The following is a 24,981-nucleotide window of genomic DNA, read 5'->3' on the forward strand; positions in this document are numbered from 1 at the left end:
TGGTGTCGGTTCGGCTCACGCGCGCCCTAGTTCCGCGCGTCGGCCAGTTGCGTCTGCTGTGCCAGCGGCGACGGGGGAACCTCGCCGTTGAGAGCGTACTCGTCCTGGGCGCTCTGCACCCAGGCGTCGAAGTCTTCCTGCTCCAGCACATGCACCTCGATGGGCATGAAAGCATGGCGGATGCCGCACAGCTCGGAGCACTGGCCGTAATAAATGCCGGTCTCACTGGCGCGGAACCAGGTCTCGTTCAGGCGGCCCGGGACGCCGTCCATCTTCACGCCGAAGGCCGGCATCGCCCAGTTGTGGATCACGTCGGCGGCCGTCACGATCAGGCGCACATTGGTGTCGACCGGCACCACGACCTGGGTATCGGTGGCCAGAAGGCGCGGCTGGCCCGGCTTCAGGTCAGCATCTTCCACCATGTTGGCAAAGAACTCGAAATCGCCGTGATCCGGGTAGGAGTAGCCCCAGTACCACTGGTAACCGGTGGCCTTGATCGTCAACTCGGTTTCCGGGAGGTCTGCCTGGAAATAGAGAAGGCGGAAGGACGGGATGGCGATGACCACGAGGATCAGCACCGGCGCCACCGTCCAGATGACCTCGATCAGCGTGTTGTGAGAGGTCTTGGAGGGCACCGGGTTCGACCGCGCGTTGAAGCGGATCATGCAGTAGAGCAGCAGCGCCAGAACCAGCAGCGTGATGGTGGTGATGATCACCAGCAGCATGTTGTGGAACTCGTTGATGTCTTCCATCACCGGGGAGGAAGCGGGCTGGAAGCCCATCTGCCAGGGTTCCGGCTGGGCGGCACCCGCCGCGCTGGCGACAAACATCGCCGCCAGGAAGGCAAGCGCCATGCAAATCTTTGGCAAATTCTTGGACAGGCTCTCGGCCATGGTCAGCATCCCCGGATCGTAATTCTTGATGCGTCGGCACCCTTGGTCGCACGGGTGCCGGTCAGTGCAGGGGCGGACAACTAGCACGTCGCGCCAATGACGCAAACAAAAGCTGCGTCACATACGCCCAGGCCGAATCTTCCCCTGTCCCTCAGTGCGGAAGTATAGCGTGGCAAATGGCCGGGGCGACCCGGCGCCTCAGTTTTGCGACACTTTGACCCAAATCAATGCGCTGTGCGGAGTTGACAGTTCCGCTGCCACTCCGCACCGACGGGTCTGGTGATTTGTTATCGCTACGGCATCCGAGCAGCGGATGCCGCGTGTCCTGCCCTGTCTCCTGCCCTCTCGCCTGCCGGAATTGGCGGTCTATCTTGCTTTTCTATAGGCTTACGGGGTCCGCCGCCTCATGAGGGCTGCGGACACCACCAAAGAGAAGGACGGCCATGCGGGACGAAGCGCTTATCCATTTCCATTACGGGCGGAAGATTTCCGCCGGGCTGCACATCGCCGAGGACGGCGGTTCAGCCCCTGCGCTCATCGAAATGGCCGCGCCCTATCTCGACCCGCGCGATCCGGGCCGCTCGGCTGTGGGCTTCTGCGCGGCACATCCGCAATCTGTGGCGGACATCACCGCCGCACCGCCGAAGGGGTGGGAAAACTGGACCTTCCAGCAATGGGATGACTGGTTTGGCCGAATCAATGGCGTGTTTCTGGTCGATCTGAAAGCCCTGCGGGTCACCCAGTGGCCGATGTACCGGGTCTCGGCCGCGCATGTGCCGTGTGACCTGTCCGGCATGCCGGGCCGGCTGGTGCCGATCGAGGAACTCGTGGCCAATGACCCGGGGCCGCGCGGGCCAGGCGTCAAGGCGCTGCTGGATGAGACCCGGCCCGGTGACAGACGCGGCAACTAAGCCTATCTCTAGGGCTCAGGCGTACCTGACACGCAGTTACGCCCGCACTTCTTTTTCTAACGCGAAAGACCGTCCCATGGCCGATACGCCGACGCCCGATGATCTCTTTTTCACCCGCGCCGGGCTGGACCCCGACCGGCTGACCCGGATCGTGGCGGACACGCTGTCGGGCGCGGATGATGGCGAGCTGTTTCTCGAATACACCCAGTCCGAAGCGCTGGCCTTCGACGACGGTCGGCTGAAGACGGCAAGCTTTGATACGGGTCAGGGCTTCGGCCTGCGCTGTGTGGCCGGTGAGGCCACGGGCTATGCGCATGCGTCCGACCTGTCCGAAGCGGCCCTCAAGCGGGCAGCGGATGCGGTTCAGGCCGTCAAGCATGGGCATTCCGGCCAGATGGCGGCAGGCCCCGTCCCCACCAATGCGCATCTTTATGGCGACGACAATCCGCTGGGCGGGCCGACCTTCGAGGAGAAGGTGAAGCTGCTGCAGGAAATCGACGCCTATGCCCGCGCCAAGGACAGCCGGGTGCGGCAGGTCTCTGCCTCGCTGTCCGGCGAGTGGCAGGCAGTGATGATCCTGCGGGCCGATGGTCAGCTTGTGCGCGACATCCGGCCCCTCGTGCGGATGAATGTGAGCGTGGTGGCCGGGGACGGCGACCGGCAGGAGACCGGCTCCTTCGGCACCGGCGGTCGCGAGAGCTATACGCGCTTTATCACCCAGGAAAGCTGGCAGGGTGCCGTGGACGAAGCCCTGCGCCAGGCACTGGTCAATCTTGAGGCGGTGCCTGCACCTGCCGGTGAAATGGACGTGGTGCTGGGACCGGGCTGGCCGGGCATCCTGCTGCATGAAGCGATCGGCCACGGCCTTGAGGGTGATTTCAACCGCAAGGGGCAGTCAGCCTTCGCGGGGCTTCTGGGCGAACGGGTGGCATCACCCGGTGTCACCGTGGTGGATGACGGCACGCTGACCGACCGGCGCGGCTCGCTGACCGTGGACGATGAAGGCACGCCGACCTCGCGCACGGTGCTGATTGAGGACGGCATCCTCAAAGGCTTCATGCAGGACCGGCTGAATGCGCGCCTGATGGGTGTGGCCGCGACGGGCAATGGGCGCCGCGAGAGCTTTGCCCACCAGCCCATGCCGCGCATGACCAATACCTACATGCTGGCGGGCGACAAGGAGCCGGGTGAAATTCTGTCCGGCGTCAAGAAAGGCATCTACGCCACCAATTTCGGCGGCGGGCAGGTGGACATCACCAATGGCAAGTTCGTGTTCTCCTGCACCGAGGCCTATCTCATCGAGGTCGGCAAGGTGACCGCGCCGATCAAGGGCGCAACGCTGATCGGCAACGGCCCGGACGCGCTTACCCGCGTCAAGGCAATCGGCAATGACATGAAGCTCGACACCGGCATCGGCACCTGCGGCAAGGGTGGCCAGGGCGTGCCCGTGGGCGTCGGCCAGCCGACCCTGCATCTGGAAAAACTCACCGTCGGCGGCACGGCGGCGTAAAGCCATCCTGGCTTCCCAAGCACACCGCCTGTCATTCCGCCGTCGCAATAGGTTGGTTTGCGGCGTGACTGCCCGCGCGCCATAGTTTCCCCGCAGGCAATTGCTGGTTGGGGGACACGGCATGGTCGCGACAAGCAGGCAGGAGGTCCGGCGAGCGCCGCCGCGGCCGTTCATACCCATTTCTCTGCTCACACCGCGCGGCGAGATCGTGCCGCGGGGCAAGCTCGGCGGACCGGCCTTCGCCGTCACCGTGCGGCCGTCCTACAGGCGCGTCCTGCGCACCCTCATCCGCGGGCTCATCTTCACCGGGCTGGGCATTGTTCTTCTGATCATAGGCTTCATCCCGTCACTTGCGGGGCTCATGCCGGGCGACTGGCAGTATTTTGCAGGCGTCGTGTTGCTGTTGCTCGGCCTGCCGGCGATCGTGTCGGGCTGGCTGCTCACCGGCCGTCGCCTGCGGATGCGGTTTGAAGGCGACCAGGTGGACCTGCGGCTCAAGTCGCGCCTGCGTACCCGGCGGACAACCCTGCCCTTGTCTGACTTCCAGGGCGTTCAGCACCGCGCCTATTTCATGTCCCGGCCGGATCAGCCGCACCTGCACACGGTTGAACTGGTGCACAGGACACCGCAATTCACCCTGCCCTTTTATGTGGGCCTTACCCCGCCTGCGGGAAGCAGCCTGCCGGACAGCTTCGGCCAGGCTCTCGAGGTGACCGTTCTGACCGGCATCGACATTCGCGACATTTCCGGTGACGGCAGCGGAAGTGGCGACGGTGGGGATGACGGCGGCGGTGGCGGTGACTGAACGCGCCTGCGCCGTTTCGCCGCTTGCGCATGAGAAAACCAGCAGCCTAAATCTTCGCCTCATGCGCACACCGAAGATCGTCACCACCCTGAAGGATTATGGCTGGCCTCTGTTTCGGGCGGATCTTGTGGCCGGGCTCACCGTGGCCATGGTCGCGCTGCCGCTGAGCATCGCCATTGCCATCGCGTCGGGCGCGAGCCCCGCCCAGGGGCTGGTCACGGCCATTGTCGGCGGGTTCTTCATTTCCCTTGTGGGCGGCAGCCGGGTTCAGATCGGCGGGCCGACCGGCGCGTTCATCGTTGTCGTTTTCGCGGTGATCGCCGAGCATGGCTATGACGGGCTGGTGCTGGCGACCCTGATGGCCGGGATCATCCTGCTGGTTGCCGGCTATTTCAGGCTGGGCCGCTTCATCACATTCGTGCCGGAAGCTGTGGTGAACGGCTTCACCATCGGCATCGCGCTTGTCATCGCGCTCAGCCAGCTGGCCGATCTGTTTGGCCTCACCATTGCCGACCTCCCGGCGGACGCGCTGGAGAAGACGCAGGCCTTGTGGGCCGCGCGGGAGACAGCACAGCTGGGGGCACTGGCGGTCGGCATTGCGAGCCTTGCAGCCATGGTGGCACTGCGGCGTCTGGCCCCGCGCTTTCCCGGCCTCATCGTGGCGGTGATCGGCGGCTCTGTCGCTGCCCTGCTGCTGGGCCTTCCCGTCGACACCATCTCCAGCCGCTTCGGCGACCTGCCAAGCAGCCTCCCAATGCCGCACTTGCCGGACGTCAGCATGGCGCGGCTTCAGGAACTCCTGCCATCTGCGCTCATCATCGCTTTTCTGGCCGGCGTCGAATCCCTTCTGTCGGCCATGGTCGCGGACCGGATGATCGGCGGCAGCCACCGCCCTAATGCCGAGCTGCTGGCGCAGGGCACGGCCAATGTCGCCTCTGCCCTGTTCGGCGGCCTGCCGGCCACCGGTGCCATTGCCCGCACCGCCACCAATGTGAAGGCAGGAGGGCGGACGCCCGTCGCGGGCCTTATTCATGCGCTGGCCGTACTCGCCATCATGATGCTGGCTGCACCGCTGGCAGGCTATCTGGCCATGCCGGTGCTGGCTGCCGTGCTGCTGTTCACCGCGTGGAACATGGCGGAGCCGCATCGCTGGGGCGCGTATGCGCGCCTGCCCGCAGCCGACCGAGCGCTTCTGGTAATGACCATGCTGCTGACAGTGCTGGTGGACCTCACGGTGGCCATCGGCGTCGGGGTGTGTGCGGGCCTGCTCCTGCGCCTGCGCACCCGGCAGACCCCGCCGGACGACTGGACGCCGCCGGAACGCTGACCGGAGGGCTCCCGCTCCGGTCCCCTAGTAGGAGTAATCCTCGAACAGCCGATCAAGATTGCCGGCCCATTTGCCGTTGTAATTCTCCAGCAGTTCTTCCGCCGGCGTGCGGCCCTCGGCAAGGGTTGCTTCGATGGCAGCGAGGAAGCCGCGTTCATCGGCGCCGATGGAATCGGTCCGGGCGCGCGCCTTGAGCCCGTCCTGGGCGATGGCCAGCGCGTCGCGGGCGATGTCCAGCAGCGTGCCGTCGCGGAACGGGGTGTTAAGCGCCTGCGCGGGCACGGCCTGGTGCAATGCTTCGCGCTCCTCGGCCGTCCAGTCCTTGATGAGATCCCAGGCAGCCTTCTGCGCCGCATCATCGTACAGCAGGCCCACCCAGAAAGCCGGCAGCGCGCAGAGGCGGCGCCACGGGCCGCCGTCGGCCCCGCGCATTTCAATGAAGCGCTTGAGGCGGGCTTCGGGGAAGATCGTAGTGAGATGGCTTTCCCAGTCATCCAGTGTCGGGCGCTCGCCCTCCAGCCCCTTCAGCCGGCCTTCCATGAAGTCGCGGAAGGACTGGCCCGAGACATCCACGTAATCGCCACCGCGATAGACGAAGTACATGGGCACATCGAGTGCATAATCCGTGTACTGCTCAAACCCGAACCCGTCCTCGAAGGCAAAGGGCAGCATGCCGGTGCGGTCGCGGTCGGTATCGAGCCACACATGAGCGCGGTTGGAGAGCAAGCCGTTGGGCTTGCCTTCCTTGAAGGGCGAATTGGCGAAGATGGCGGTGGCGAGCGGCTGCAGCGCCAGGGCGATGCGGTATTTCTCGATCATGTCGGCTTCAGAGCCGAAATCCAGGTTCACCTGCACGGTGGCGGTGCGGAACATCATGTCGAGCCCGCGGGTGCCCACCTTGGACATATAGGCGCGCATGATCTTGTAGCGGCCCTTCGGCATCACCGGGGTGTCTTCCAGCGTGCGGCGCGGGGCGAAACCGAGCCCGATGAAGCCCGCATCAATCTCGCCGGCAATTTCTGCCACCTGGGCCAGGTGGGTGTGCACCTCGTCACAGGTCTGGTGCAGGGTCTCAAGTGGTGCGCCGGACAGTTCAAACTGGCCGCCCGGTTCCAGGGTGATGGAGCCGCCGCGGGTCTTCTCATTGCCGAGCAGCGCTATGACATTGTCGCCTTCATAGGCCGGTTCCCAGCCGAAGCGCTGCATGCCCTCCAGCATGGCCTTTACGGTCGCACCGGTTTCGCCCGGCGTGTTGTCGTAGGGCATGGGGGAGAAATCACCGATGCGGTAGCCGAACTTTTCGTGCTCGGTGCCGATCCGCCAGTCGGATTTCGGCTTGGAGCCGGATTCCAGGAAGGCGACAAGTTCATCGCGGCTTTCGACCGGGCGGGCATCCGCGTTTGTGGTGGGAGGTGCCGACATTCCTGGCATTCCTTCTTACGCAAAGGGCCGTTCGCGCGGCCTTCTCATCCTCTGGCCCGCAGCAGGTGCCGGAAACTGGGCTTGTGGTCATGTAAGGGCTTGGACAAATCCACACAAGTCATATGGCCGATCACAAATCAGGGGCTTTTGAGCGCCTGCCCTAGCGCCAGTCTCCCAACACGGACTGCCACAGCGCCATGGCGGCCACAGCGGCCGTGTCCGCGCGCATGATGCGCGGCCCCAGGGGGACCGGGTGGGCGCAGTCTAGGGCATGCAGCAGCTTGCGTTCGGCGGCATCAAACCCGCCTTCCGGGCCGATCAGGATGGCCCAGGGGGCGGTTTTTACGTCGTCCGCCAGCCCGGCCAGATAGGCTGCCGGGGCCCTGTGGCCCTCATCGGGCAGCACTTCATCGCAGAACAATATCTGCCGGTCACCGGGCCAGCGCGACAGCAGGGTCTCGAGTTTCTGGGGTTCCTCGACGTCGGGCACAAAGAGGAGGTTGCATTGTTCGGCCGCCTCCACCGCGTTGGCGCGCAGGCGATCGACTTTCACCCGCTCGGCCTGGGTGCGGCGGGTGACGACGGGGCGCAGGAGGGATGCGCCCATCTCTGTTGCTTTCTGGGCCATGTAGTCGATGCGGGCGCGCTTCAGGGGCGCGAACAGCAGATGCAGGTCGCAGCCGGTGGTCTGGGCGCGGGTGCGTTCGACCGGGCTCGCGGTCGCGCGCTTCTTGCCGATCTCATCGAAGCGGATCAGCCACTCGCCGTCCCGGCCGTTGAAGGCCAGCGCCTCATCCCCCGGCTTGCGGCGCATCACATTGGCCACGTAATGGGCCTGCTCGGCGGGCAGCTCGACCTGTGTCTCCGCCGCGAGGGGCACCTCGACGAAAAGACGGATCAGATTTGCGCGATTTCTGGACATTGTATTGCTCGACATGATGTCCCCCAGTATCACGGGACGCATGAACATGCCGCAAGAACCAGACCCTGACCTCTCCTCCGGCGATGGCAAGGACATGCCCCCCGCCGGTGACCAGCAGGTGGCCGATGCCGCCCCGGACAACTGGGTGGACCTCTACGCGCCGCGCGCCATTCGCCCCTATCTGCGGCTGATGCGCGCCGACAGGCCGGTGGGGACGTGGCTTCTGTTCTGGCCGTGCGCCTGGTCGATCACACTGGCGGCCCCGCAGACCGGGCAGTATGTGCTGCACCTGCCGATCCTTTATCTACTTGTGCTGTTTCTCACCGGTGCCTTCGTGATGCGCGGGGCCGGCTGCGTCTGGAATGACATCACCGACCGCGAGTTTGACGCCCGGGTGGCGCGCACCGCCAGCCGGCCAATCCCGTCCGGGCAGGTGAGCGTGACGGCGGCGCTGGTTTTCCTGGCGAGCCTGCTCGCCATCGGCTTCCTTGTGCTGATCCAGCTCACCTGGGCGGCGATCGGGCTCGGTGTGGGGTCGCTGGCGCTCGTGGCGATCTATCCCTTCGCCAAGCGCTTTACCTGGTGGCCGCAGATATTCCTCGGCCTTGCGATCAACTGGGGCGCCCTGATGGGCTGGGCGGCGGTCACGGGCGCCTTGTCCTGGGCTGCGCTCTGCCTCTATCTCGCGGGCATTGCCTGGACGCTGGGCTATGACACGATCTATGCGCATCAGGACAAGGAAGATGACGCGCTCATCGGCGTCAAATCCACCGCCCTGCGGCTCGGCGGCCATACCAAGGCGTGGCTGTGGGGCTTCTACGGCGCCACGCTGCTCTTTCTGGCGCTGGCTGGCATCTTCGCCGGGATCGGCTGGGTCTATTTCGCCGGGTTGCTGATCAGCGCCTTCCACCTGATGCGCCAGGTTCGGGACACGAATCTCGATACGCCGGATGAATGCCTGGCCGCGTTCAAGTCGAACCGGGATTTCGGGGCGATCATCTTTGCGGCCCTGCTGGCGGGCACGTTGGGGTCCAGTGTCTGAACAGACGCTGGACTGCCGATGATCCGGCTGGAACCGCCGCCCGTATCTTCTGTTGTTCAGGCACGAGCCCGGACGAGACAGAAGGCGGGAGGGTCTTCCTATGACGATTGATACCGTTCTTGCAGCGCTGCGCGGCAGTGCTGCATTCGTGTCCAGCCTGTTTGCCTTCACCGGCATGTATGAGCGCAAGGTGGTCTATGTGCGCCACCGCCTGCCGCACTGAACGTATGTCGCCGGCTGGCGCCGCTTGCATGACACCCACTTGAGCCATGCGGCAGATGCATGGCTGGGGCCTTGCTCCGTAAGGCTGGTTAACAACCCGGCCTGAAAACCGCAGGCTTCTGCCACTTTTTCAAGCCATGCAGGACTGCACGCCTGACGCCCGTCCATGCAGATTGTCCGGGCCCGGCGCAGGATCAATGTAGGGGGCGACACACGAGGGCCGCTTCCTGAACAGATCAGGGTCCGGCCCGCATCACGGGAGCCTGACATGACCGATTTCCTGAAGACCTGGCTCAACGCCGCCGCCGCCGCCATCAATGCCTCGACCGGCATTCCCTATGCGCCGGTGCCTGCGGACATGCGTGATGACCTGTTTTCCCGCGCCGAGGCGGTTCGTGCCGCCAAACTGGCTGAGGCCTCGGTGGGCGCCGAGAAGAAATTCGGCACACTGACGGAACATGCACACGCTGCGTGAGTTTTCCTGACGAAGAGATTTCGAGAGACTCTTCGTGATTTCATCCTCCCTGAACTTGCCCCCGCAGGCCATCGCCTGCGGGGGTTTCTTTTTGCTTGTTGCAAGTTATGAAGCGTGGTTCACTTCTTAAAAAAGTGAATGGAGTTTCACACCTTGGCCTATCGCAAGACCGGAAAAGTCGTTGCCCAGCTCGAGGCAAACCGGGCGCGCATCATGGATGCGGCGCGGGAGCTGATTGTCGAGGGTGGCTTTGCGGCCGCCAGCGTGGCTGCGGTGGCCCGCAAGGCTGGCATCGCCACCGGCACGATCTACCGCTATTTCCCCTCGCGTGAGGCGCTGCTGCTGGAAGTCTTCCGCGCGGTGTCCGACCGGGAAATGTCGCGACTTGAAGAAATCGCCGCGGGCCCGGGCCGCCCCGGCGAGCGGCTGCGCAAGGTGGCGGAGGCTTTCGTCGGCCGCGCTGTGCGGAGTGCCCGGCAGGCACATGCACTGCTGGCCGAGCCGCTTGACGGCACGGTGGCTGCCGAGCGCCTTGCCTTCCGCAGACGCCACGCCGCCATTTTCGAACGGCTGATCCGCGAAGCGGTGGCGGCCGGTGACATTCCCGCGATGAACGCGCGCGTGACGGCATCGGCTATCACAGGTGCCATCCCCTCCGCACTGACACTTTACGGGCCCGACGACGTGCCCTCGGCAGATGCGCTTGTTGATGCTGTTCTCCGCATGGCCGGGCTTGATCCGGATGCGGACAAAACACCCCTCACAGAGGATCTCTCCCATGATCAATCCGCTTGACCTTCTGACCAGGGAACAGCTTGCCGACGTCAAGCAGCGCTCCGACCTCAAGGGCATCTGGGTCGTTGCTTTCAGCTGGATGATGATTTTCGGCGCCATGGCGATGTTTGCCATCTGGCCCAACCCGCTGACCTTCATCGCCGCAGTGCTGATCATCGGCACGCGGCAACTCGGCCTTGCCATCGGCATGCATGACGGCGCGCATGGGGTGCTGACCAAGAGCCCATCGCTCAACATGTTCCTGTCACAGTGGCTGTGCTCCTACCCCATGCTGGCGGAGACCAATGCCTATCGCCGCTATCACCTGGTGCACCACCGCAATACGCAGCAGGAGAACGACCCTGACCTTATCCTGTCCAAGCCCTTTCCGATCACGCGCAAGAGCTTCCGCCGCAAGATGATCCGTGATCTGACGGGCCAGACCGGCTATCAGCAGCGCAAGGCGCAGATCCTAAATGCACTGGGTGATCCGTCCCTGCCGTGGGACAAGCGGATCGACCGCTTTGCTTCAAAGCTTGGCGGCGCCGCGTTCACCAATCTGGTGCTGTTCAGCATCCTGGCCGTGGCCGGCCAGTGGCACCTCTATTTCCTGCTGTGGGTGCTGCCGATGCTCACCTGGCATCAGGCCGTGACCCGCATCCGCAATATCGCCGAGCATGCCATGGTGCCGGACAATGACGATCCGTTCCGCAATGCGCGGACGGTGGAAGCAAGCTGGTGGGAGCGGCTGCTGCTGGCACCGGGTTTCGTGAACTACCACGTGGAGCATCACCTGTTCATGTGGGTGCCCTGCTACAATTTGCCGAAGCTGCACAAATACCTCCTGGCCAACGGCCATGGCGACAAGATGGAAATCAAGGGCAGCTATTGGGAGGTGATCCGCATGGCCACCTCGCGGCCCGACGATGAAGACAAGCCCGGCGAGGTGGTGCATAACGCCCGCAAGCGCCGCGTCGCCGGTGTGGTCTCCGAAGGGTTTGAAGAAGCAGAACCGAATGCCGCCTGACGCCTCCCAGCCTGACCCGACACCCCCGGTGCATCCGGGCCAGGCTGATCCGGAAGGCTATGTGAAAGGCAATTCGGTTGTGCAGAGCGCGCCGCTTGTGCCGGAGATCAGGCTGCATCTGGCCGATGAGCGCGCGCCCCTGTGGCACAAGACCCAGCGCGACCTTTATGACGACGGCATTGTCCTGCCGTTCTGGGCCTTTGCCTGGGCGGGCGGCCAGGCGCTGGCGCGGTTCATTCTTGATGATCCGTCCCGGGTGCGCGGCAAGCGGGTGCTGGATTTCGCCTCCGGCAGCGGCCTTGCGGCCATCGCAGCGATGATGGCCGGTGCCCGGTCGGCACTGGCGGTTGATATCGACCCCCTGGCGGAGACGGCGGCGCTGATGAACGCTATCGAGAACGGCGTTATCCTCGAAACCTCGACCGCGGACATGGTGGGGCAGAGCCTGGAAGACTTCGACCTCATCCTGGCCGGGGACATCTGCTACGAGCAATCCGTCGCTGAACGGGTGCATGGATGGCTGCATCGGGAAGCAGCGCTGGGCCGGGAGGTGCTGATCGGTGACCCGGGCCGGACTTTCCTGCCGCGCGGCGCGCTCGAGCAGGTGACCGCCTATGGCGTCAAATCCGCCCGCGACCTGGATGATACGGATGTGCGCAATGCCTGTGTCTGGCGCTTTACCGGAGCCTGACTAAACTACCTGCCGACTCATTTTCGGACAGGGGACATTTCCATGGGCGGCGGACAGGCAGAGGCCATCGGCCTTTATATCGGCATCAATCTTCTTCTCACCCTCGTGCTGGCGATCCTGGTGGTGCGCCAGCGCGCCAAGCATTCGGTGAGCCTCGGCGATGGCGGCAACGCGGATGTAGAGCGGGCGATCCGCGCTCACGGCAACAATGTGGAATATGTGGCGATCGCCCTGCCCGGGCTGATCGCGCTGGGGCTGCTCGGGGCCTCCCTTACCCTGCTGCATGCGGCGGGGCTCCTGGTGACAGTGGGGCGTGTCGCCCATGCCATCGGCATTTCAAACGGCATTTCTATCTTCCGCCAATTGGGCACGCTGGCCACCTGGATCGGCGCGGCCGTGCTCGGCGTCGGTTGCCTGTGGGCCGTGCTGGCCTGACGCCACTTGCCCCCCGGGATCAGGGGCGCGGCGGCTCACCCGTCGAGCCCCACTCGGCATAGGGCGTGTGCCAGATGGCGGCGGTCGCCATTTCCGGCGGCTCGCCATTATCGAGGAACCAGCTGTCCACCGCCCATTGGGTGCCCGTCTCCTTCTCGATGATGGTGGCGGTCATGTGCGGCAGGCTGTTGATGATGTTGCCCTTGTGCAGCCGGCCGCCGACCCGGTGGCGGGTCATCAGCCCGTCGGCGGCAAGCATCCGGAGATAGGTCGTTGTGTTGACGGTCTCGTCAGCACAGTCGAGCTGGTTGGACAGGAACATGTTGGAATAGGTGCCGCCGAGATCCGCGTCGGTGCCGGTGGCAGCACCTGCCAAAGCCTCGAGCCTGGCAATGGCCTGGGCAATCTGGACCCGCTCTTCTTCGGCGCTGTCCGCCTTGCGGGCGAAGAGGGCGCGGACGCTGGCCCACTGGCCTTCGCCCAGATGCACGTCGTGCCGCTCGCGGCAGCCATGGCCGGCGCAGAGCACGAAATGGGCCGGGGTCGGCTTGCCGTCGGGGTGAAGGGTCATCAGGCGCTTGGCGATGGGTGCGTCCCGCCCGCCGGCGCAGGCGGCCAGCAGCGGCAGCACCGCTGCCACCAGAATCAGCTGTTTGAACCGCGCTTGCATGCCCCCTGCCCCTCGTGCTGTCAGGCCGCCCAAAAAGTGTAACGCAAGGGGCGCATGCCGTCCCTTTTCGCGCTATATGTCCCCCTATATCCCATTCCGGCGGCTAGGTGTGCGTCACAGCCCTGTGAGCGCGAATAGCTGCCATTCCCGAAAAGACCTGCCTGTTCCATGTCCTCAGAGCCCACGTCCGACCTCGACCTCGCCTGTCTCGCCGTCAAGAAGCTCATGGCCGCCGGGGCCGATGCCGCCGATGCCATCGCGGCCGCCGGCACTTCCATGTCGGTCTCTTACCGCATGGGCAAGCTGGAAGACGTCGAACGCTCCGAGGGCACGGATCTCGGCATCCGCGCCATGGTGAAAGGCGCTGACGGGGCCATGCGGCAGGCTGTCGTCTCGCTGACCGACACCAGCGGTCCGGCGCTTGATGAGGCGGTGGCGCGTGTGGTGGCGATGGCGAAGATCGCTCCGGACGATCCTTATTGCGGTCTCGCCGACACGGCGCGGCTGGCAAAAGAGGTGGCGGATCTCGACCTCGACGACCATCAGGAGCCGGACGCGGACACGCTGGCTAAATGGGCCGAAGCGGCGGAGAAGGCGGCGCTGGACGTGGACGGCGTCACCAATTCCATGGGCGCCGGTGCCGGCTGGGGCCGCTCGCGCGTGGCGCTGGCCACCAGCGACGGGTTTGAAGGCACCTACAGTGCCAGTTCGCATTCCGTGTCCTGCTCGGTTCTGGCCGGTGAAGGCACCGGCATGGAGCGGGACTATGACTATTCCTCAGCCCGCCATCTGAGCGAACTCGACACCGCCGAAGAGGTGGGCCGCAAGGCTGCCGAAAAAGCCGTGAAGCGGCTCAACCCGCGCAAGATGCCGAGCCAGTCCGTCCCCGTCATATATGACCCGCGCGTGTCGGGCGGCATTGTCGGCCATCTGGCGGGAGCTGTGTCCGGGGCGGCTGTGGCGCGCGGCACCAGCTTTTTGAAAGACAGGATGGGCCAGCAGGTGCTGGCCTCCGGTCTTTCCATCATCGATGACCCGCGCATCATCCGGGGCCGCGCCTCCAAGCCGTTTGACGGGGAAGGCGTCTTGACCGAGAAGCTGGCGCTTGTGGAAGACGGTGTGCTGCAGAGCTGGATCATGGATACGAGTTCGGCCCGCCAGCTGGGGCTTGAAACGTCCGGCCGGGCGTCGCGCGGCACCGGTGGCCCTCCTGGCCCGTCCACCACCAATCTCTATCTGGAAGCCGGGTCGGTGAGCCGGGATGATCTCATCGCCGACATCAAGCAAGGCTTCTACATCACCGAACTGATCGGCATGGGCGTCAATGGCGTCACCGGCGATTACTCGCGCGGGGCGGCCGGCTACTGGATCGAGGACGGGGAGATCACCTTCCCGGTGACAGAGATTACCGTTGCGGGCAACCTGAAGGACATGTTCCTCAATCTGACGCCTGCGGATGATCTCACCTTCCGCTACGGCACCAACGCGCCCACCTTGCGCATCGAGGGCATGACCATTGCCGGTGCCTGAGGCGAGCGCACATCATCAGCTTCTGCGTGAGGCCGTCCGCGAGGGCGGCGCGCTGGCGCTTGAGCATGCCCGCAAGGGCATCCTCGCCTGGCGCAAGGATGACGACACCCCGGTCACGGAAGCCGACCTTGCGGTCGATCACCTGCTCAAGCAGCGGCTCCAGGCGGCCGAGCCCGATTATGGCTGGCTGTCGGAAGAGACCGAGGACGACGAGACGCGCCTTCAAACCGAGCGTCAGTGGCTGGTGGACCCGATCGACGGCACCCGCGCCTATATCAAGGGCCGCCCGCATTACGCCGTGGTCGGTGCGTTGATCGAGGACGGGCGGCCGATCTCGGGTGTCATCTACAATCCGGCAACGGATCAGCTGTTTGAGGCGGAAGCCGGCAAGGGGGCGTTTCTCAACGGTGCCCGCATTCACGTCACCACGCAGGAGGCCGTGGAAGGCTGCCGCATGCTGGGGGCATCGGACATGTTCCGCCACCCGGCCTGGCCACAGAAATGGCCGGAGATGCATGTGGAGCAGCGCAATTCCATCGCCTATCGGGCGGCGCTCGTTGCGGCGGGTGAATTCGACGCCATGCTGGTGATGAACTGGAAAAATGACTGGGACCTCGCCGCCGCCGACCTCATCGTCCATGAGGCGGGCGGGCAGATGACCACCCATACGGGCGACGCCTTGCGCTACAATGCGCGCGACCCGCGTCACCGCAGTGTGGTCGCCGCGGGTCCTGAGCTTTATAAGGCTCTCAACGCGCGTATTGGTCAGATTGTGCTGCCCGGCTGAGACCGGCCCCGACCTAGAGGACGATCCCGATGAATGACACGCATGACAGCACGGAAGACGACAAGCAGCTCCTGCATCTGGTATTCGGCGGGCGGCTGACGGATCTATCCGGCACCACCTTCGAGGATGTGTCGAAGCTCGACCTTGTGGGCATCTTCCCGAACTACGCAGCCGCCCACAACGCCTGGAAGTCGGCGGCGCAGCGCACGGTGGACGATGCGCAGATGCGCTACTTCATCGTGCATCTGCACAAGCTCCTCGACCCGGAAAACGATTGCTGACCGGGCGTAGGCCCGAGGCTTCCTGCGGAGATTTCCCCTGCTGAAACGCATTGCCAGATCAGGCGCGGTGACAGCGCTGGTATCGGCGCTGGCGGCGCTCTACATCCGCCTTGTGCTCGCCACCAGCCGGATCGACGTGATCGGTCAGGATATCCCCGAGCGCTTCTGGCAGAAGGGCGAGCCCTTCATCCTGGCCTTCTGGCATGGGCAGATGCTGATGATGGTGCGGTCCTGGCAAACATCACGGCCCATCCGTATGCTGATCTCCCAGAACCATGACGGTGAGGTGATCGCCCGCGCCATCGGCCGCTTCGGCATCGGTACCGTGCGGGGCTCGTCCGACAAGAATGGCAAGGACAAGGGCGGACGCGCCGCCATCCGGCTGATGCTGAAGACGCTCAAGGCAGGCAATTGCGTGGGCTTCACGCCGGACGGCCCCAAGGGCCCGCGCTTTGTTGCCAAGGAAGGCGTGGCTGTGGTCGCCCGCATGTCCGGCGCGCCGGTTATTCCCGTGGTGGCGGCCTCCAGCCGCCGCAAGGTGGTGGGTAGCTGGGATCGCTTCGTCATCAACCTGCCCTTTTCCCGCGCGGTCATTCTCTGGGGAGAGCCCATCCATGTGCCGCGCGACGCGGATGCCGCCGGCGTCGAAGCCGGGCGGTTCCAGGTTGAGGAAGCCCTGAACCGGCTAAGCGCTGACGCCTGCGCGCGGGTGGGCATGACCCCGGTGGAGGCGGCCGCATGAACATGTCGTCTCCCGCCGTCACACCGGCACTGACCCGCGGCCTTAAGGCTTATCGGGGGCTGACGCGCCTTCTGGCGCCTGCCGTGCCGCTGCTGCTCAACCGCCGCCTCAAGCGCGGCAAGGAAGATGCTGACCGGCTGAACGAGCGGCTGGGCGCGCCTGCGCGCCCGCGCCCGCCAGGGCCGCTTGTGTGGCTGCATGCGGCCAGCGTGGGCGAAAGCCTGTCTGTCCTGCCGCTGATCGACCGTCTGCTCGACGCACGGCCGGACATCGCGCTGATGGTCACCACCGGCACGGTGACCTCGGCAAGGCTTCTGGAAGGGCGGCTGCCTGCACGGGCTTTTCATCAGTTCGTGCCGGTGGATACGCCGCAGGCCGTCACCGGCTTTCTGGATCACTGGAAACCGGATGCTGCCCTGCTGGTGGAAAGCGAGTTGTGGCCCAACCTGATCACGCTCACTGCTGCTCGGCACATTCCGCTGGCGTTGATCAATGCCCGAATGTCCGCATCCTCCGTGCGCAGCTGGCGCTGGTGGACGGCAGCGGCGCGGGCTTTGACGGGCAGCTTCAATCTGGTGCTGGCGCAGGATGAAACCGCCGCAACGCGCCTCAAATTACTGGGCGCGACCGGCACCAAGGCCGTGGGCAATCTCAAGGTGGACGCGCCGCCGCCGCCGGCTTCCGATGATCTTCTGCGCGAACTCAACGGGCTCCTGTCAGGCCGCCCCACCTGGGTGGCGGCCAGCACGCATCCCGGCGAAGAGCGGATCATCGCCGACGCGCATCACCAGCTGAAACGGGCGCTCCCGGACCTTCTCACCGTGATCGTGCCGCGCCATCCCGAGCGCGGTGCCGAGGTGGCGCAGCTGCTGGCGGATATGAAGCTTACCGCCGCGCGGCGCAGCCAGGGCGATATGGTGACGCCGGAAACCGATATCTACCTTGCGGATACGCTGGGCGAACTTGGCGGGTTCTTCCGCCTACTGACCATCGTCTTCATGGGCGGATCTCTCGTGCGCGTCGGCGGGCACAACCCGATCGAGCCATCGCTTCTGGGGGCAGCGCTTCTGACGGGACCGCATGTGTTCAATTTCCTGGAAATCTTCCGCGCCTTCGAGGAGCGCAAGGCGTGTGAGACCGTACAGGATGCTGCATCACTGGCGGCGGCTGTCGGGCGGCTGATGTCTGACGGGCAGCTCGCCGGGGCGCGGGTAACGGCGGCTGCGGAGACCGCGGGCAGCCTGACGGGTGCGCTGGACAAGACGCTGGAAGCCCTGGTGCCACTGCTGGACCATGCCCTGCCGCCGCGCAAGACTGACAACGCTGTCGAGGGTGGCGCCCATGCGCACGCCTGACCACTGGTATCGCCCGCCCGGCGGGCTGGCCCGCGCGCTGATGCCACTGGCCCGGCTCTACGGGGCGGCTGCCCGGCTCAAGACGCGCATGGTGATGCCGCAACGGGCGAGCCTGCCGGTGGTCTGCGTCGGCAACATCACCGCAGGCGGCACGGGCAAGACGCCGGTTGCCATCGCCATCGCCCACCGGCTGGCGGCGCTCGGCGAGCGGCCCGCTTTTCTCACCCGCGGCTATGGCGGGCGCATCACGGGCCCGGTGCTGGTCGACCGGGACCGCGCCCGCGCGGTTGATGTGGGCGATGAGCCGCTGCTTCTGGCCCGCCACTTCCCCACCATCGTTTCCGCCGACCGGCCCAAGGGTGCCGACATGGCAGCCCATTCGGGCGCGACGGTTGTGGTGATGGATGACGGCTATCAGAACCCGTCGCTGGTGAAGGATGCAGGACTTCTGGTGGTGGATGCAGGCGCCGGTCTCGGCAATGGCCTGCTGATCCCGGCGGGGCCGCTGCGCGAACCTGCCGGGGAGGCGCTTGACCGGGCCGCCGCCCTGATTGTCATGGGCGACGGACACGCAGCGGACGGGCTTGTGACCGATGCGCGCCGGCGCGGGCTTGGCGTGGTTCACGGGCGCGTGGTGCCGACGGGCGATGGTGCCGAATGGCGCGGCAAGCGCGTGCTGGCCTATGCGGGGATCGGCCGGCCGGAGAAATTCTTCGAGACGCTGGACGGGCTGGGTGCGGACATTCGCGAGACGCAAATGTTCGCCGACCACCACGCCTTCAGTGACGACGAGGCAGCGGGGCTCCTTGCCCGTGCCCGCGACGGCGCGCTGGCGCTGGTGACGACGGAAAAGGACCTGGCGCGGCTTGCGGGTGCCGGGCATTCCGGTGCCCTGGCGGAACTCCGGTCCCATTCCCGGGCGCTGCCAGTGGAGGTGCGTTTTGATGACGGTCATGCGCTTGACCAGCTCTTGAAGAGCCGTCTCAATGCGGCCACCACGGCTGGTGCCTACAAGGCCTTCTAGGATCTTCATGAGCGATACGCGGTACAAACTCGAAGCGGCGGGCTTCAATCTGCTGATGGGCCTGTTCAAGGCCATGGGCCGCGAGCGGGCGTCGGCTGTCGGCGGCTGGCTGTTCCGCACCGTGGGGCCTCATATCTCCCGTCACAAAAAGGCGCTGGCCTCCATGGCGCGGGTCATGCCCGAGCTTTCCGAAGCCGAGCGCGAAGCCGCCCTCTCCCTCATGTGGGACAATCTGGGCCGCACGGCGGGGGAATATCCACATCTGGGGTCTTTCACCAGCATTGGTCCGGACCCGGATATTGAGGTGGAGGGGCGCGACGTGCTGGAGCGCTTCGCCGAAGAAGGCAAGGCTGCGATTTTCGTCTCCGGCCATTTCGCCAATTGGGAGCTGATGCCGCTGGCGGTTGCCCAGGCCGGTGTCGAAGGAGCCGAAGTCTATCGCGCGCCCAACAATGCGGCGGTCGATGCGTGGATCACCCGGGCCCGGCAGACCCACATCATGCAGCGCCAGGTGCCCAAGGGGCCAAGCGGCGCGCGGGAGCTGGTGAAATGCGTCCGCTCCGGCGTCAGCCTGTGCATGCTTGCCGACCAGAAGATGAATGATGGCATCGCGAGCACATTTTTCGGCCTGCCCGCCATGTCACCGGCGGCGCCAGCCACCATGTCGCTGCGCTATGACGTACCCATCGTGCCGGTGACGTTCGAGCGGGTGCGGGGCACGAAATTCCGCATCCGTTTCTGGCCGCCCCTGGACTATGCCAAGACAGGTGACATGCACGCGGATATCGCGGCTGTGACGGCAAAGGTGAACGGGTTTCTGGAAGACTGGATCCGCCAGCGGCCCGGCATGTGGCTGTGGCTGCACAACCGCTGGAAAAAATAGCCGCCGTTATTCCGGCATCGGGCCGACGACGAGTTGCGGGTCCAGCCGCTCCTTGCCCCAGTTCATCCGCCAGTCGAGATGCGGGCCGGTCGCGCGACCCGTGGCGCCCACGGTGCCGACCCGGTCTCCCTGCGCCACCACCTGGCCGACTTCAACCTCAACCGTGTCCATGTGAAACAGGGTGGAGCTCAGGGAATAGCCGTGATCGATGATGATGATGCCGCCGGTGAAGAAATGATCCTTCTCCGCCAGCACCACCGTGCCGCCTGCGGGCGCCACGATGGGCGTGCCGGTGGGGGCGGCTATGTCGATGCCGAAATGGGGACGGCGCGGCTCGCCGTTGAGCACCCGCTGGGACCCGTAGACGCCGGAGATACGGCCTTTCACCGGCCAGATGAAACTCTCGAGGAAATTGTCGACGCGCTTGGTGTTGGCGCGGGCTGAGGCCACCTGCGCATTCTCGGCGCGGATGCGCTTGAGGGTCGCTTCGGAGAAGCCCGTTACCTTGCCGGGCGGCAGGCCGTCGATGCGCTGGATGTCATAGTCGCGCGGCTCGATCACCAGCGGCAGGATTTCCTGTTCATCCGTCTGCGGATCGATAACGGCCAGAAGCGCGCTGTCCTTGTAGTCGCGCCCGAAGCCGATGACGAAGCGGCCATTGTCGTTGACGGCAACAGCCGAGCCATCAAGCGTCACCTCGCTGCCGGGGGCCACCGTACCGATCACCATGCCGCCCTGCACGAGCCGTCCCTGAAAGTCGAGGGCATGGGCGGGCGCGATGGTGGCAGCCAGCAGCAGGGCTGCGGCGGATAGAAGCTTACGCAAGGCCGAGATCCCGCTTCACCATATGTTCGGGGCCCACATAAGGCTCCTGCCGGTCGACGCTCCAGTAGCGGAGTTCGTCCAGCGGGATGCGCTGGCCGGTGACGGCACAGGTGACATAGGAGCCGGGTGCCAGCACGTCGAAATCCGCGTCGAGATAGCGAAGCCGCGCTTCGCCGCCCATCTGGCTGCCCATCCGGTTCACTGCCCTTTACTCCTTGAAAATCTGCCGCGGCACCTGCCGCGATGAGGTGACCTTACCACGCACGGGGAAGGGTCAAAACAGCTCGCCCTGCCCTTTTCCGCCGGACGCGCCTGTAGCTTGCGTTTTGGGTGCCTGCTTGGAGGCTGCTTTCTGCGCGGGTTTCTTTGCGGACCCCTCAGGCGGCGGGCCATCCACGGTTTTGACGGTCACCCGGTCTGCGCCTGCAAATTCGAGCGCGAAGCGGCCTTCGGCGCGGGCCGCGTCTGCCGAGCGGATCGGGCGGCCGCTGGCATCCAGCGCCAGGGCAAAGCCGCGCTCCAGCACGCTTTTGTGCGACAGGGTTTCAAGCAGCCGGGTTGACTGGTCGAGCCGCCGCCGGGCGCGCACCACCTGATTGGTGAACAGTCGCGGCAGGCGCGCTGCCACGGGGTCCAGCGCACGGCGGGCCGTCTCAGTTGCCGTCGCGCGGCGGCGGCTGAGGCGCTGGGCCAGACCATCCAGCTGGCGGCGGGAGGCTGTGACCTGCGCTGCCGGGCTGCGGGCTGAAAGCCGGGCATCCAGCGTGGTCAGCCGGGCGCGGTGCCGTTCAAACCCGCGCGCCTTGAGGGCCGTGAGCTTTTCGCCTGCCATGTCGAGGCGCTGGCGCTGCATGTCCAGCAGCCGCTCGGGCTTCGGCAGGGCGCGGGCCAGGCTGCGCACATCGCTGCGCGCCTGCTCGATGCGGCGGCTGATTATGCGGTGCTGCCGCGTGCCGAGATCCATGACCTGTGCAAGCAGATCCGCCCGCACGGGCACGGCGTGCTCTGCGGCAGCTGTCGGCGTGGGTGCGCGCAGGTCGGACGCAAAATCGATCAGCGTCGTATCGGTCTCATGGCCGACGGCGGAAATCAGCGGGATGGCGCTGTCGGCTGTCGCCCGCACCACCACTTCTTCGTTGAAGGGCCACAGATCCTCCACGCTGCCGCCGCCGCGGGCGACGATGATGAGGTCGGGCCGGGGGATCGCGCCACCGGGCTCAAGCGCATTGAAGCCGCGAATGCCTGCCGCCACTTCGGCAGCGGCTGTCTCACCTTGGACGCGCGTCGGCCAGATCAGGACGTGGCGCGGGAAGCGGTCGCGCAGCCGGTGCAGGATGTCGCGAATCACAGCGCCTGACGGCGAGGTGACGACGCCAATGACCTTAGGCAGGAAGGGCAGTGGCTTCTTGCGGTCGGCATCGAACAACCCCTCGGCGGCCAGCGCCTTGCGCCGGTCTTCCAGCAGCTTCATCAGCGCGCCGACACCGGCGGGTTCGATCGACTCAATAACGATCTGATATTTCGACTGGCCGGGGAAAGTCGTCAGGCGTCCGGTGGCGATGACCTCGAGCCCCTGCTCGGGCTTGGTCTGCAGCCGGGCGGCATTGCCCTTCCAGATGACGCCGGACAAGACCGCCCGGTCGTCCTTCAGGTCCAGATAGACATGGCCCGAGGCGGGGCGGGACACGCGGCCGATTTCGCCGCGCACGCGCACATGGCCGAACTGGTCCTCCACCATGCGCTTGACCGCCCCGGAGAGTTCCGAGACGGAGAATTCCGGCGTGTTGCCGAGGGCGGGATCCTGATCGGGTATGGGTGCCATGATTGGCCGGAATATAGGGGTTCGGCGGGGGCAAGAGAAGGCCATGCCATGGCGAACCCGGGTGGGTTCTATGGGTGTGAGGCTTCGTGCTAGAACCCATGGCATCGCGCGGCCAGTCCCCGACCGGGTCCGCGCGCCCCCTCACATCCGGATAGCACAAGGCATAAGAAGACATGAAACTATTGGTGGTTGGAGCCGGCGGTCGCGAACACGCCCTGTGCTGGAAGCTGGCGCAAAGCCCCAAGCTCACCAAGCTTTATGCCGCCCCGGGCAATGCGGGCATGGCGTCTGTGGCCGACTGCGTGGATGTGGGTGCCGAAGATGTCGCGGGTCTGGTGGATTTCGCGCGCGACAAGGGCATTGACCTGGTTGTCGTCGGGCCGGAAGCGCCGCTGGTGAAGGGGCTGGCGGATCAGCTCAACGAGGCTGGCATTCCGGTCTTCGGGCCCAGCGCCAAGGCGGCACAGCTGGAAGGCTCCAAGGGGTTCACCAAGGATCTGTGCACGCGCGCCAACATTCCCACCGCCGCCTATGGCCGGTTCACCAATCTCGATGATGCGCTGGCCTATGTGGGCCGCGAGGGGGCGCCCATCGTGGTCAAGGCCGACGGGCTGGCCGCCGGCAAGGGCGTGACCGTGGCGATGACCACGGACGAGGCGCTGGATGCCGTGCGCGAGGCATTTGACGGTCGTTTCGGCGACGCCGGTACGGAAGTGGTGATCGAGGACTTCCTTGAAGGCGAGGAGGCAAGCTTCTTTGCCCTGTGCGACGGCACCACCGCGCTGCCGCTGGCGACCGCGCAGGACCACAAGCGCGTGGGCGACGGAGACACGGGCCCCAATACGGGCGGCATGGGCGCCTACTCCCCCGCCCCGGTGATGACGCCGGAACTGGTGGATCAGGTGATGGCGACCATCATTGAGCCGACGCTGGCGACCATGAAGGCGGACGGCATGCCCTATAAGGGCGTGCTCTATGCCGGGCTGATGATCACCGCCGACGGGCCGGAACTGATTGAATACAATGCGCGCTTCGGCGACCCGGAATGCCAGGTGCTGATGATGCGCATGGAAAGCGACCTGCTGGAGCTGCTGTATGCCGCAGCCAAGGGCGAGCTGAAAGGCAAGCGCGTTGCCTGGCGGGATGACCCGGCGCTCACCGTGGTGATGGCCGCCAAGGGCTATCCAGGCACTTATGACAAGGGCACGGCGATCAACGGGCTGGATGACGCTGCGTCTAATGCCGATGTGGAGATTTTCCATGCGGGCACGGCGCTGCAGGACGGCCAGCTTGTCGCCACCGGCGGCCGCGTGCTCAACGTGACGGCGGTGGCCCCCTCAGTGGCGCAGGCGCAGGCGCTCGCCTATGCTGCCATCGACAAGATTGACTGGCCGGACGGGTTCTGCCGCCGCGACATCGGCTGGCGCGCCATCGAGCGCGAGGACGCCTGACCGGCCCCAGGGACTTTCAAACACGCAATAGCAACAACAGCGGAGCAAACGCATGAGTGAAGCGGCACAGTCCGACGACCGCCAGGAGATGTTCTCCGGCACCAAGGAGGTGGGCGACAACCACCGCTTTGATGAAGCCAAACTGTTCGACTATCTCTCGGACACGGTGGAGGGCTTTGAAGGCCCTCTGGAGGTGCGCGAGTTCAAGGGTGGTCAGTCGAACCCGACCTATCAGCTTGTCACGCCGAAGCAGAAATATGTGCTGCGGCGCAAGCCGCCGGGCAAGCTCCTGCCTTCTGCCCATGCCGTTGACCGCGAATTCCGGGTGATCTCGGCCCTGGCTGACACCAATGTGCCGGTGCCCCGCGCCTACACGCTGTGCGAGGATGAGAGCGTCATCGGCACCATGTTCTACGTCATGGAGATGGTCGATGGCCGCATCCTGTGGGACCCCCTGCTGCCGCAGGAGACCAAGGAGAACCGCGGCAAGATCTATGACGCGATGAACGACACCATTGCCAAGCTGCACATGGTGGACCACGAGAAGGTGGGCCTGGGTGATTTCGGCAAGCCAGGCAATTATTTCGCGCGCCAGATTTCGCGCTGGTCGAAGCAGTATCGCGCCAGCGAAACCGAGACCATTGAAGAGATGGACAAGCTGATGGAGTGGCTGCCGGACAATATTCCGGATGAAGACTCCACCTCCATCGTTCACGGCGATTACCGTCTCGACAACATGGTGCTGCACCCGACCGAGCCGCGCGTGCTGGCGGTGCTGGACTGGGAGCTGTCGACGCTGGGCCACCCGCTGGGTGATTTCACCTATCACACCATGCAGTGGCGGATGCCCGGTCAGGGCACCGGTGGCGGCACGGGCTCGCTGCGCCATGCAGACCTTGCGAGCCTCGGCATTCCGAGCTTCGACGATTATGTGAAGATGTATTGCGACCGGACGGGCCGCGACGGGATCGACAATCTCGACTTCTATTACGCCTACAACTTCATGCGGCTGGCCGGCATTCTGCAGGGCATTGCGGGCCGCGTGCGCGACGGGACGGCGGCAAGCGACCATGCCAAGACCATGGCTGCCAATGTGCGTCCGCTGGCTGAGGAAGGCTGGCTCTACGCGCAGAAGGCCGGCGCCGTCTAGGCATC

At 65.4% G+C, this 24,981-nt stretch carries 27 protein-coding genes; 20 read left to right on the top strand and 7 right to left on the bottom strand.

What is annotated here, in order from left to right:
* Window positions 1-26 precede the first annotated feature (26 nt).
* Window positions 27-893 carry a cytochrome c oxidase subunit II gene (gene coxB, locus HG718_RS10255; RefSeq protein WP_188658415.1) on the bottom strand — a complete coding sequence of 289 codons (867 nt, stop codon included), beginning with the start codon at window positions 891-893 and terminating at the stop codon, window positions 27-29.
* A gap of 443 nt (window positions 894-1,336) precedes the next feature.
* Here coxB and HG718_RS10260 point away from each other — a divergent pair, with 443 nt between their 5' ends.
* The 4 genes from HG718_RS10260 to HG718_RS10275 all read left to right on the top strand — a co-directional run bounded on the left by HG718_RS10260 (window position 1,337) and on the right by HG718_RS10275 (window position 5,446).
* Window positions 1,337-1,804 carry a hypothetical protein gene (locus tag HG718_RS10260; RefSeq protein ID WP_160588341.1) on the top strand — a complete coding sequence of 156 codons (468 nt, stop codon included), beginning with the start codon at window positions 1,337-1,339 and terminating at the stop codon, window positions 1,802-1,804.
* A 76-nt stretch (window positions 1,805-1,880) separates the two neighbouring features.
* Window positions 1,881-3,314 (top strand): metalloprotease TldD, encoded by a 1,434-nt coding sequence (gene tldD / locus HG718_RS10265; protein WP_160588343.1) that lies wholly within the window; start codon window positions 1,881-1,883, stop codon window positions 3,312-3,314.
* 208 nt (window positions 3,315-3,522) lie between these two features.
* Entirely contained in the window at window positions 3,523-4,119 is a 597-nt protein-coding gene (locus HG718_RS10270; protein WP_160588345.1) for a hypothetical protein, read from the top strand.
* Complete coding sequence (locus tag HG718_RS10275; RefSeq protein WP_205345692.1) at window positions 4,064-5,446, top strand: SulP family inorganic anion transporter; 1,383 nt, start codon at window positions 4,064-4,066, stop codon at window positions 5,444-5,446. Before HG718_RS10270 ends, HG718_RS10275 begins: the two co-directional genes overlap by 56 nt.
* 24 nt (window positions 5,447-5,470) lie before the next feature.
* On the opposite strand, the gene HG718_RS10280 is transcribed toward HG718_RS10275, so the two are convergent.
* Together HG718_RS10280 and HG718_RS10285 are read right to left on the bottom strand one after the other, a co-directional pair.
* Window positions 5,471-6,868, bottom strand: coding sequence for a glutamate--cysteine ligase (locus HG718_RS10280; protein WP_160588347.1), 1,398 nt, complete (start codon window positions 6,866-6,868; stop codon window positions 5,471-5,473).
* Window positions 6,869-7,028: 160 nt separating this feature from the next.
* Window positions 7,029-7,790, bottom strand: coding sequence for a 16S rRNA (uracil(1498)-N(3))-methyltransferase (locus tag HG718_RS10285; protein WP_160588349.1), 762 nt, complete (start codon window positions 7,788-7,790; stop codon window positions 7,029-7,031).
* 46 nt (window positions 7,791-7,836) lie between these two features.
* Here HG718_RS10285 and ubiA point away from each other — a divergent pair, with 46 nt between their 5' ends.
* The 7 genes from ubiA (at window position 7,837) to HG718_RS10315 (ending at window position 12,456) form a co-directional block, all read left to right on the top strand.
* Window positions 7,837-8,832, top strand: coding sequence for a 4-hydroxybenzoate octaprenyltransferase (gene ubiA, locus HG718_RS10290; RefSeq protein ID WP_244617754.1), 996 nt, complete (start codon window positions 7,837-7,839; stop codon window positions 8,830-8,832).
* A gap of 100 nt (window positions 8,833-8,932) precedes the next feature.
* Entirely contained in the window at window positions 8,933-9,055 is a 123-nt protein-coding gene (locus HG718_RS15705; protein ID WP_280179190.1) for a hypothetical protein, read from the top strand.
* 267 nt (window positions 9,056-9,322) lie between these two features.
* A complete protein-coding gene (locus HG718_RS10295; RefSeq protein ID WP_160588353.1) occupies window positions 9,323-9,529 on the top strand; it encodes a hypothetical protein in 207 nt (68 codons plus the stop codon).
* Window positions 9,530-9,682: 153 nt separating this feature from the next.
* Entirely contained in the window at window positions 9,683-10,324 is a 642-nt protein-coding gene (locus HG718_RS10300) for a TetR/AcrR family transcriptional regulator (RefSeq protein ID WP_160588355.1), read from the top strand.
* The gene (locus tag HG718_RS10305; RefSeq protein WP_160588357.1) at window positions 10,308-11,330 is read left to right on the top strand and encodes a fatty acid desaturase family protein; all 1,023 of its coding nucleotides are present in this window, start codon (window positions 10,308-10,310) and stop codon (window positions 11,328-11,330) included. Before HG718_RS10300 ends, HG718_RS10305 begins: the two co-directional genes overlap by 17 nt.
* The gene (locus HG718_RS10310) at window positions 11,320-12,021 is read left to right on the top strand and encodes a class I SAM-dependent methyltransferase (RefSeq protein ID WP_160588359.1); all 702 of its coding nucleotides are present in this window, start codon (window positions 11,320-11,322) and stop codon (window positions 12,019-12,021) included. Before HG718_RS10305 ends, HG718_RS10310 begins: the two co-directional genes overlap by 11 nt.
* A 42-nt stretch (window positions 12,022-12,063) precedes the next feature.
* On the top strand, window positions 12,064-12,456 hold the full coding sequence (locus HG718_RS10315; protein WP_160588361.1) for an MAPEG family protein: 393 nt from the start codon (window positions 12,064-12,066) through the stop codon (window positions 12,454-12,456).
* 19 nt (window positions 12,457-12,475) lie between these two features.
* On the opposite strand, the gene HG718_RS10320 is transcribed toward HG718_RS10315, so the two are convergent.
* The gene (locus HG718_RS10320) at window positions 12,476-13,126 is read right to left on the bottom strand and encodes a hypothetical protein (protein WP_160588363.1); all 651 of its coding nucleotides are present in this window, start codon (window positions 13,124-13,126) and stop codon (window positions 12,476-12,478) included.
* Window positions 13,127-13,294: 168 nt separating this feature from the next.
* Between HG718_RS10320 and HG718_RS10325 the strand changes: the two genes are divergently transcribed.
* The 7 genes from HG718_RS10325 (at window position 13,295) to HG718_RS10355 (ending at window position 19,728) form a co-directional block, all read left to right on the top strand.
* Window positions 13,295-14,656 carry a TldD/PmbA family protein gene (locus HG718_RS10325; protein ID WP_188658417.1) on the top strand — a complete coding sequence of 454 codons (1,362 nt, stop codon included), beginning with the start codon at window positions 13,295-13,297 and terminating at the stop codon, window positions 14,654-14,656.
* Entirely contained in the window at window positions 14,649-15,443 is a 795-nt protein-coding gene (locus HG718_RS10330; protein ID WP_188658419.1) for a 3'(2'),5'-bisphosphate nucleotidase CysQ, read from the top strand. The genes HG718_RS10325 and HG718_RS10330 overlap by 8 nt, the downstream gene beginning before the upstream one ends.
* Window positions 15,444-15,472: 29 nt before the next feature.
* A complete protein-coding gene (locus tag HG718_RS10335) occupies window positions 15,473-15,724 on the top strand; it encodes a DUF4170 domain-containing protein (protein ID WP_160588367.1) in 252 nt (83 codons plus the stop codon).
* A gap of 67 nt (window positions 15,725-15,791) precedes the next feature.
* Window positions 15,792-16,466: a lysophospholipid acyltransferase family protein gene (locus HG718_RS10340; protein WP_205345693.1), complete on the top strand. Its 675-nt coding sequence runs from the start codon at window positions 15,792-15,794 to the stop codon at window positions 16,464-16,466.
* Window positions 16,463-17,821 carry a 3-deoxy-D-manno-octulosonic acid transferase gene (locus tag HG718_RS10345; RefSeq protein ID WP_244617755.1) on the top strand — a complete coding sequence of 453 codons (1,359 nt, stop codon included), beginning with the start codon at window positions 16,463-16,465 and terminating at the stop codon, window positions 17,819-17,821. The genes HG718_RS10340 and HG718_RS10345 overlap by 4 nt, the downstream gene beginning before the upstream one ends.
* Complete coding sequence (gene lpxK, locus HG718_RS10350) at window positions 17,808-18,845, top strand: tetraacyldisaccharide 4'-kinase (protein WP_160588369.1); 1,038 nt, start codon at window positions 17,808-17,810, stop codon at window positions 18,843-18,845. The genes HG718_RS10345 and lpxK overlap by 14 nt, the downstream gene beginning before the upstream one ends.
* 7 nt (window positions 18,846-18,852) lie before the next feature.
* Window positions 18,853-19,728, top strand: coding sequence for a lysophospholipid acyltransferase family protein (locus HG718_RS10355; protein WP_160588371.1), 876 nt, complete (start codon window positions 18,853-18,855; stop codon window positions 19,726-19,728).
* A 6-nt stretch (window positions 19,729-19,734) separates the two neighbouring features.
* Here HG718_RS10355 and HG718_RS10360 read toward each other — a convergent pair whose 3' ends face one another.
* The 3 genes from HG718_RS10360 to xseA all read right to left on the bottom strand — a co-directional run bounded on the left by HG718_RS10360 (window position 19,735) and on the right by xseA (window position 22,375).
* A complete protein-coding gene (locus tag HG718_RS10360; RefSeq protein WP_205345694.1) occupies window positions 19,735-20,553 on the bottom strand; it encodes a M23 family metallopeptidase in 819 nt (272 codons plus the stop codon).
* Window positions 20,546-20,746, bottom strand: coding sequence for a DUF2093 domain-containing protein (locus HG718_RS10365; protein WP_160588504.1), 201 nt, complete (start codon window positions 20,744-20,746; stop codon window positions 20,546-20,548). Before HG718_RS10365 ends, HG718_RS10360 begins: the two co-directional genes overlap by 8 nt.
* 81 nt (window positions 20,747-20,827) lie before the next feature.
* Window positions 20,828-22,375, bottom strand: a complete 1,548-nt coding sequence (gene xseA / locus HG718_RS10370) for an exodeoxyribonuclease VII large subunit (RefSeq protein WP_160588373.1) — start codon at window positions 22,373-22,375, stop codon at window positions 20,828-20,830.
* A gap of 173 nt (window positions 22,376-22,548) precedes the next feature.
* Here xseA and purD point away from each other — a divergent pair, with 173 nt between their 5' ends.
* Together purD and HG718_RS10380 are read left to right on the top strand one after the other, a co-directional pair.
* Complete coding sequence (gene purD, locus HG718_RS10375; RefSeq protein ID WP_160588375.1) at window positions 22,549-23,826, top strand: phosphoribosylamine--glycine ligase; 1,278 nt, start codon at window positions 22,549-22,551, stop codon at window positions 23,824-23,826.
* A 52-nt stretch (window positions 23,827-23,878) separates the two neighbouring features.
* Window positions 23,879-24,976 carry a phosphotransferase family protein gene (locus HG718_RS10380; RefSeq protein ID WP_160588377.1) on the top strand — a complete coding sequence of 366 codons (1,098 nt, stop codon included), beginning with the start codon at window positions 23,879-23,881 and terminating at the stop codon, window positions 24,974-24,976.
* Window positions 24,977-24,981: the final 5 nt, after the last annotated feature.

It is taken from the genome of Pyruvatibacter mobilis (genome assembly GCF_012848855.1).
In the GTDB taxonomy this organism is placed as follows: domain Bacteria; phylum Pseudomonadota; class Alphaproteobacteria; order CGMCC-115125; family CGMCC-115125; genus Pyruvatibacter; species Pyruvatibacter mobilis.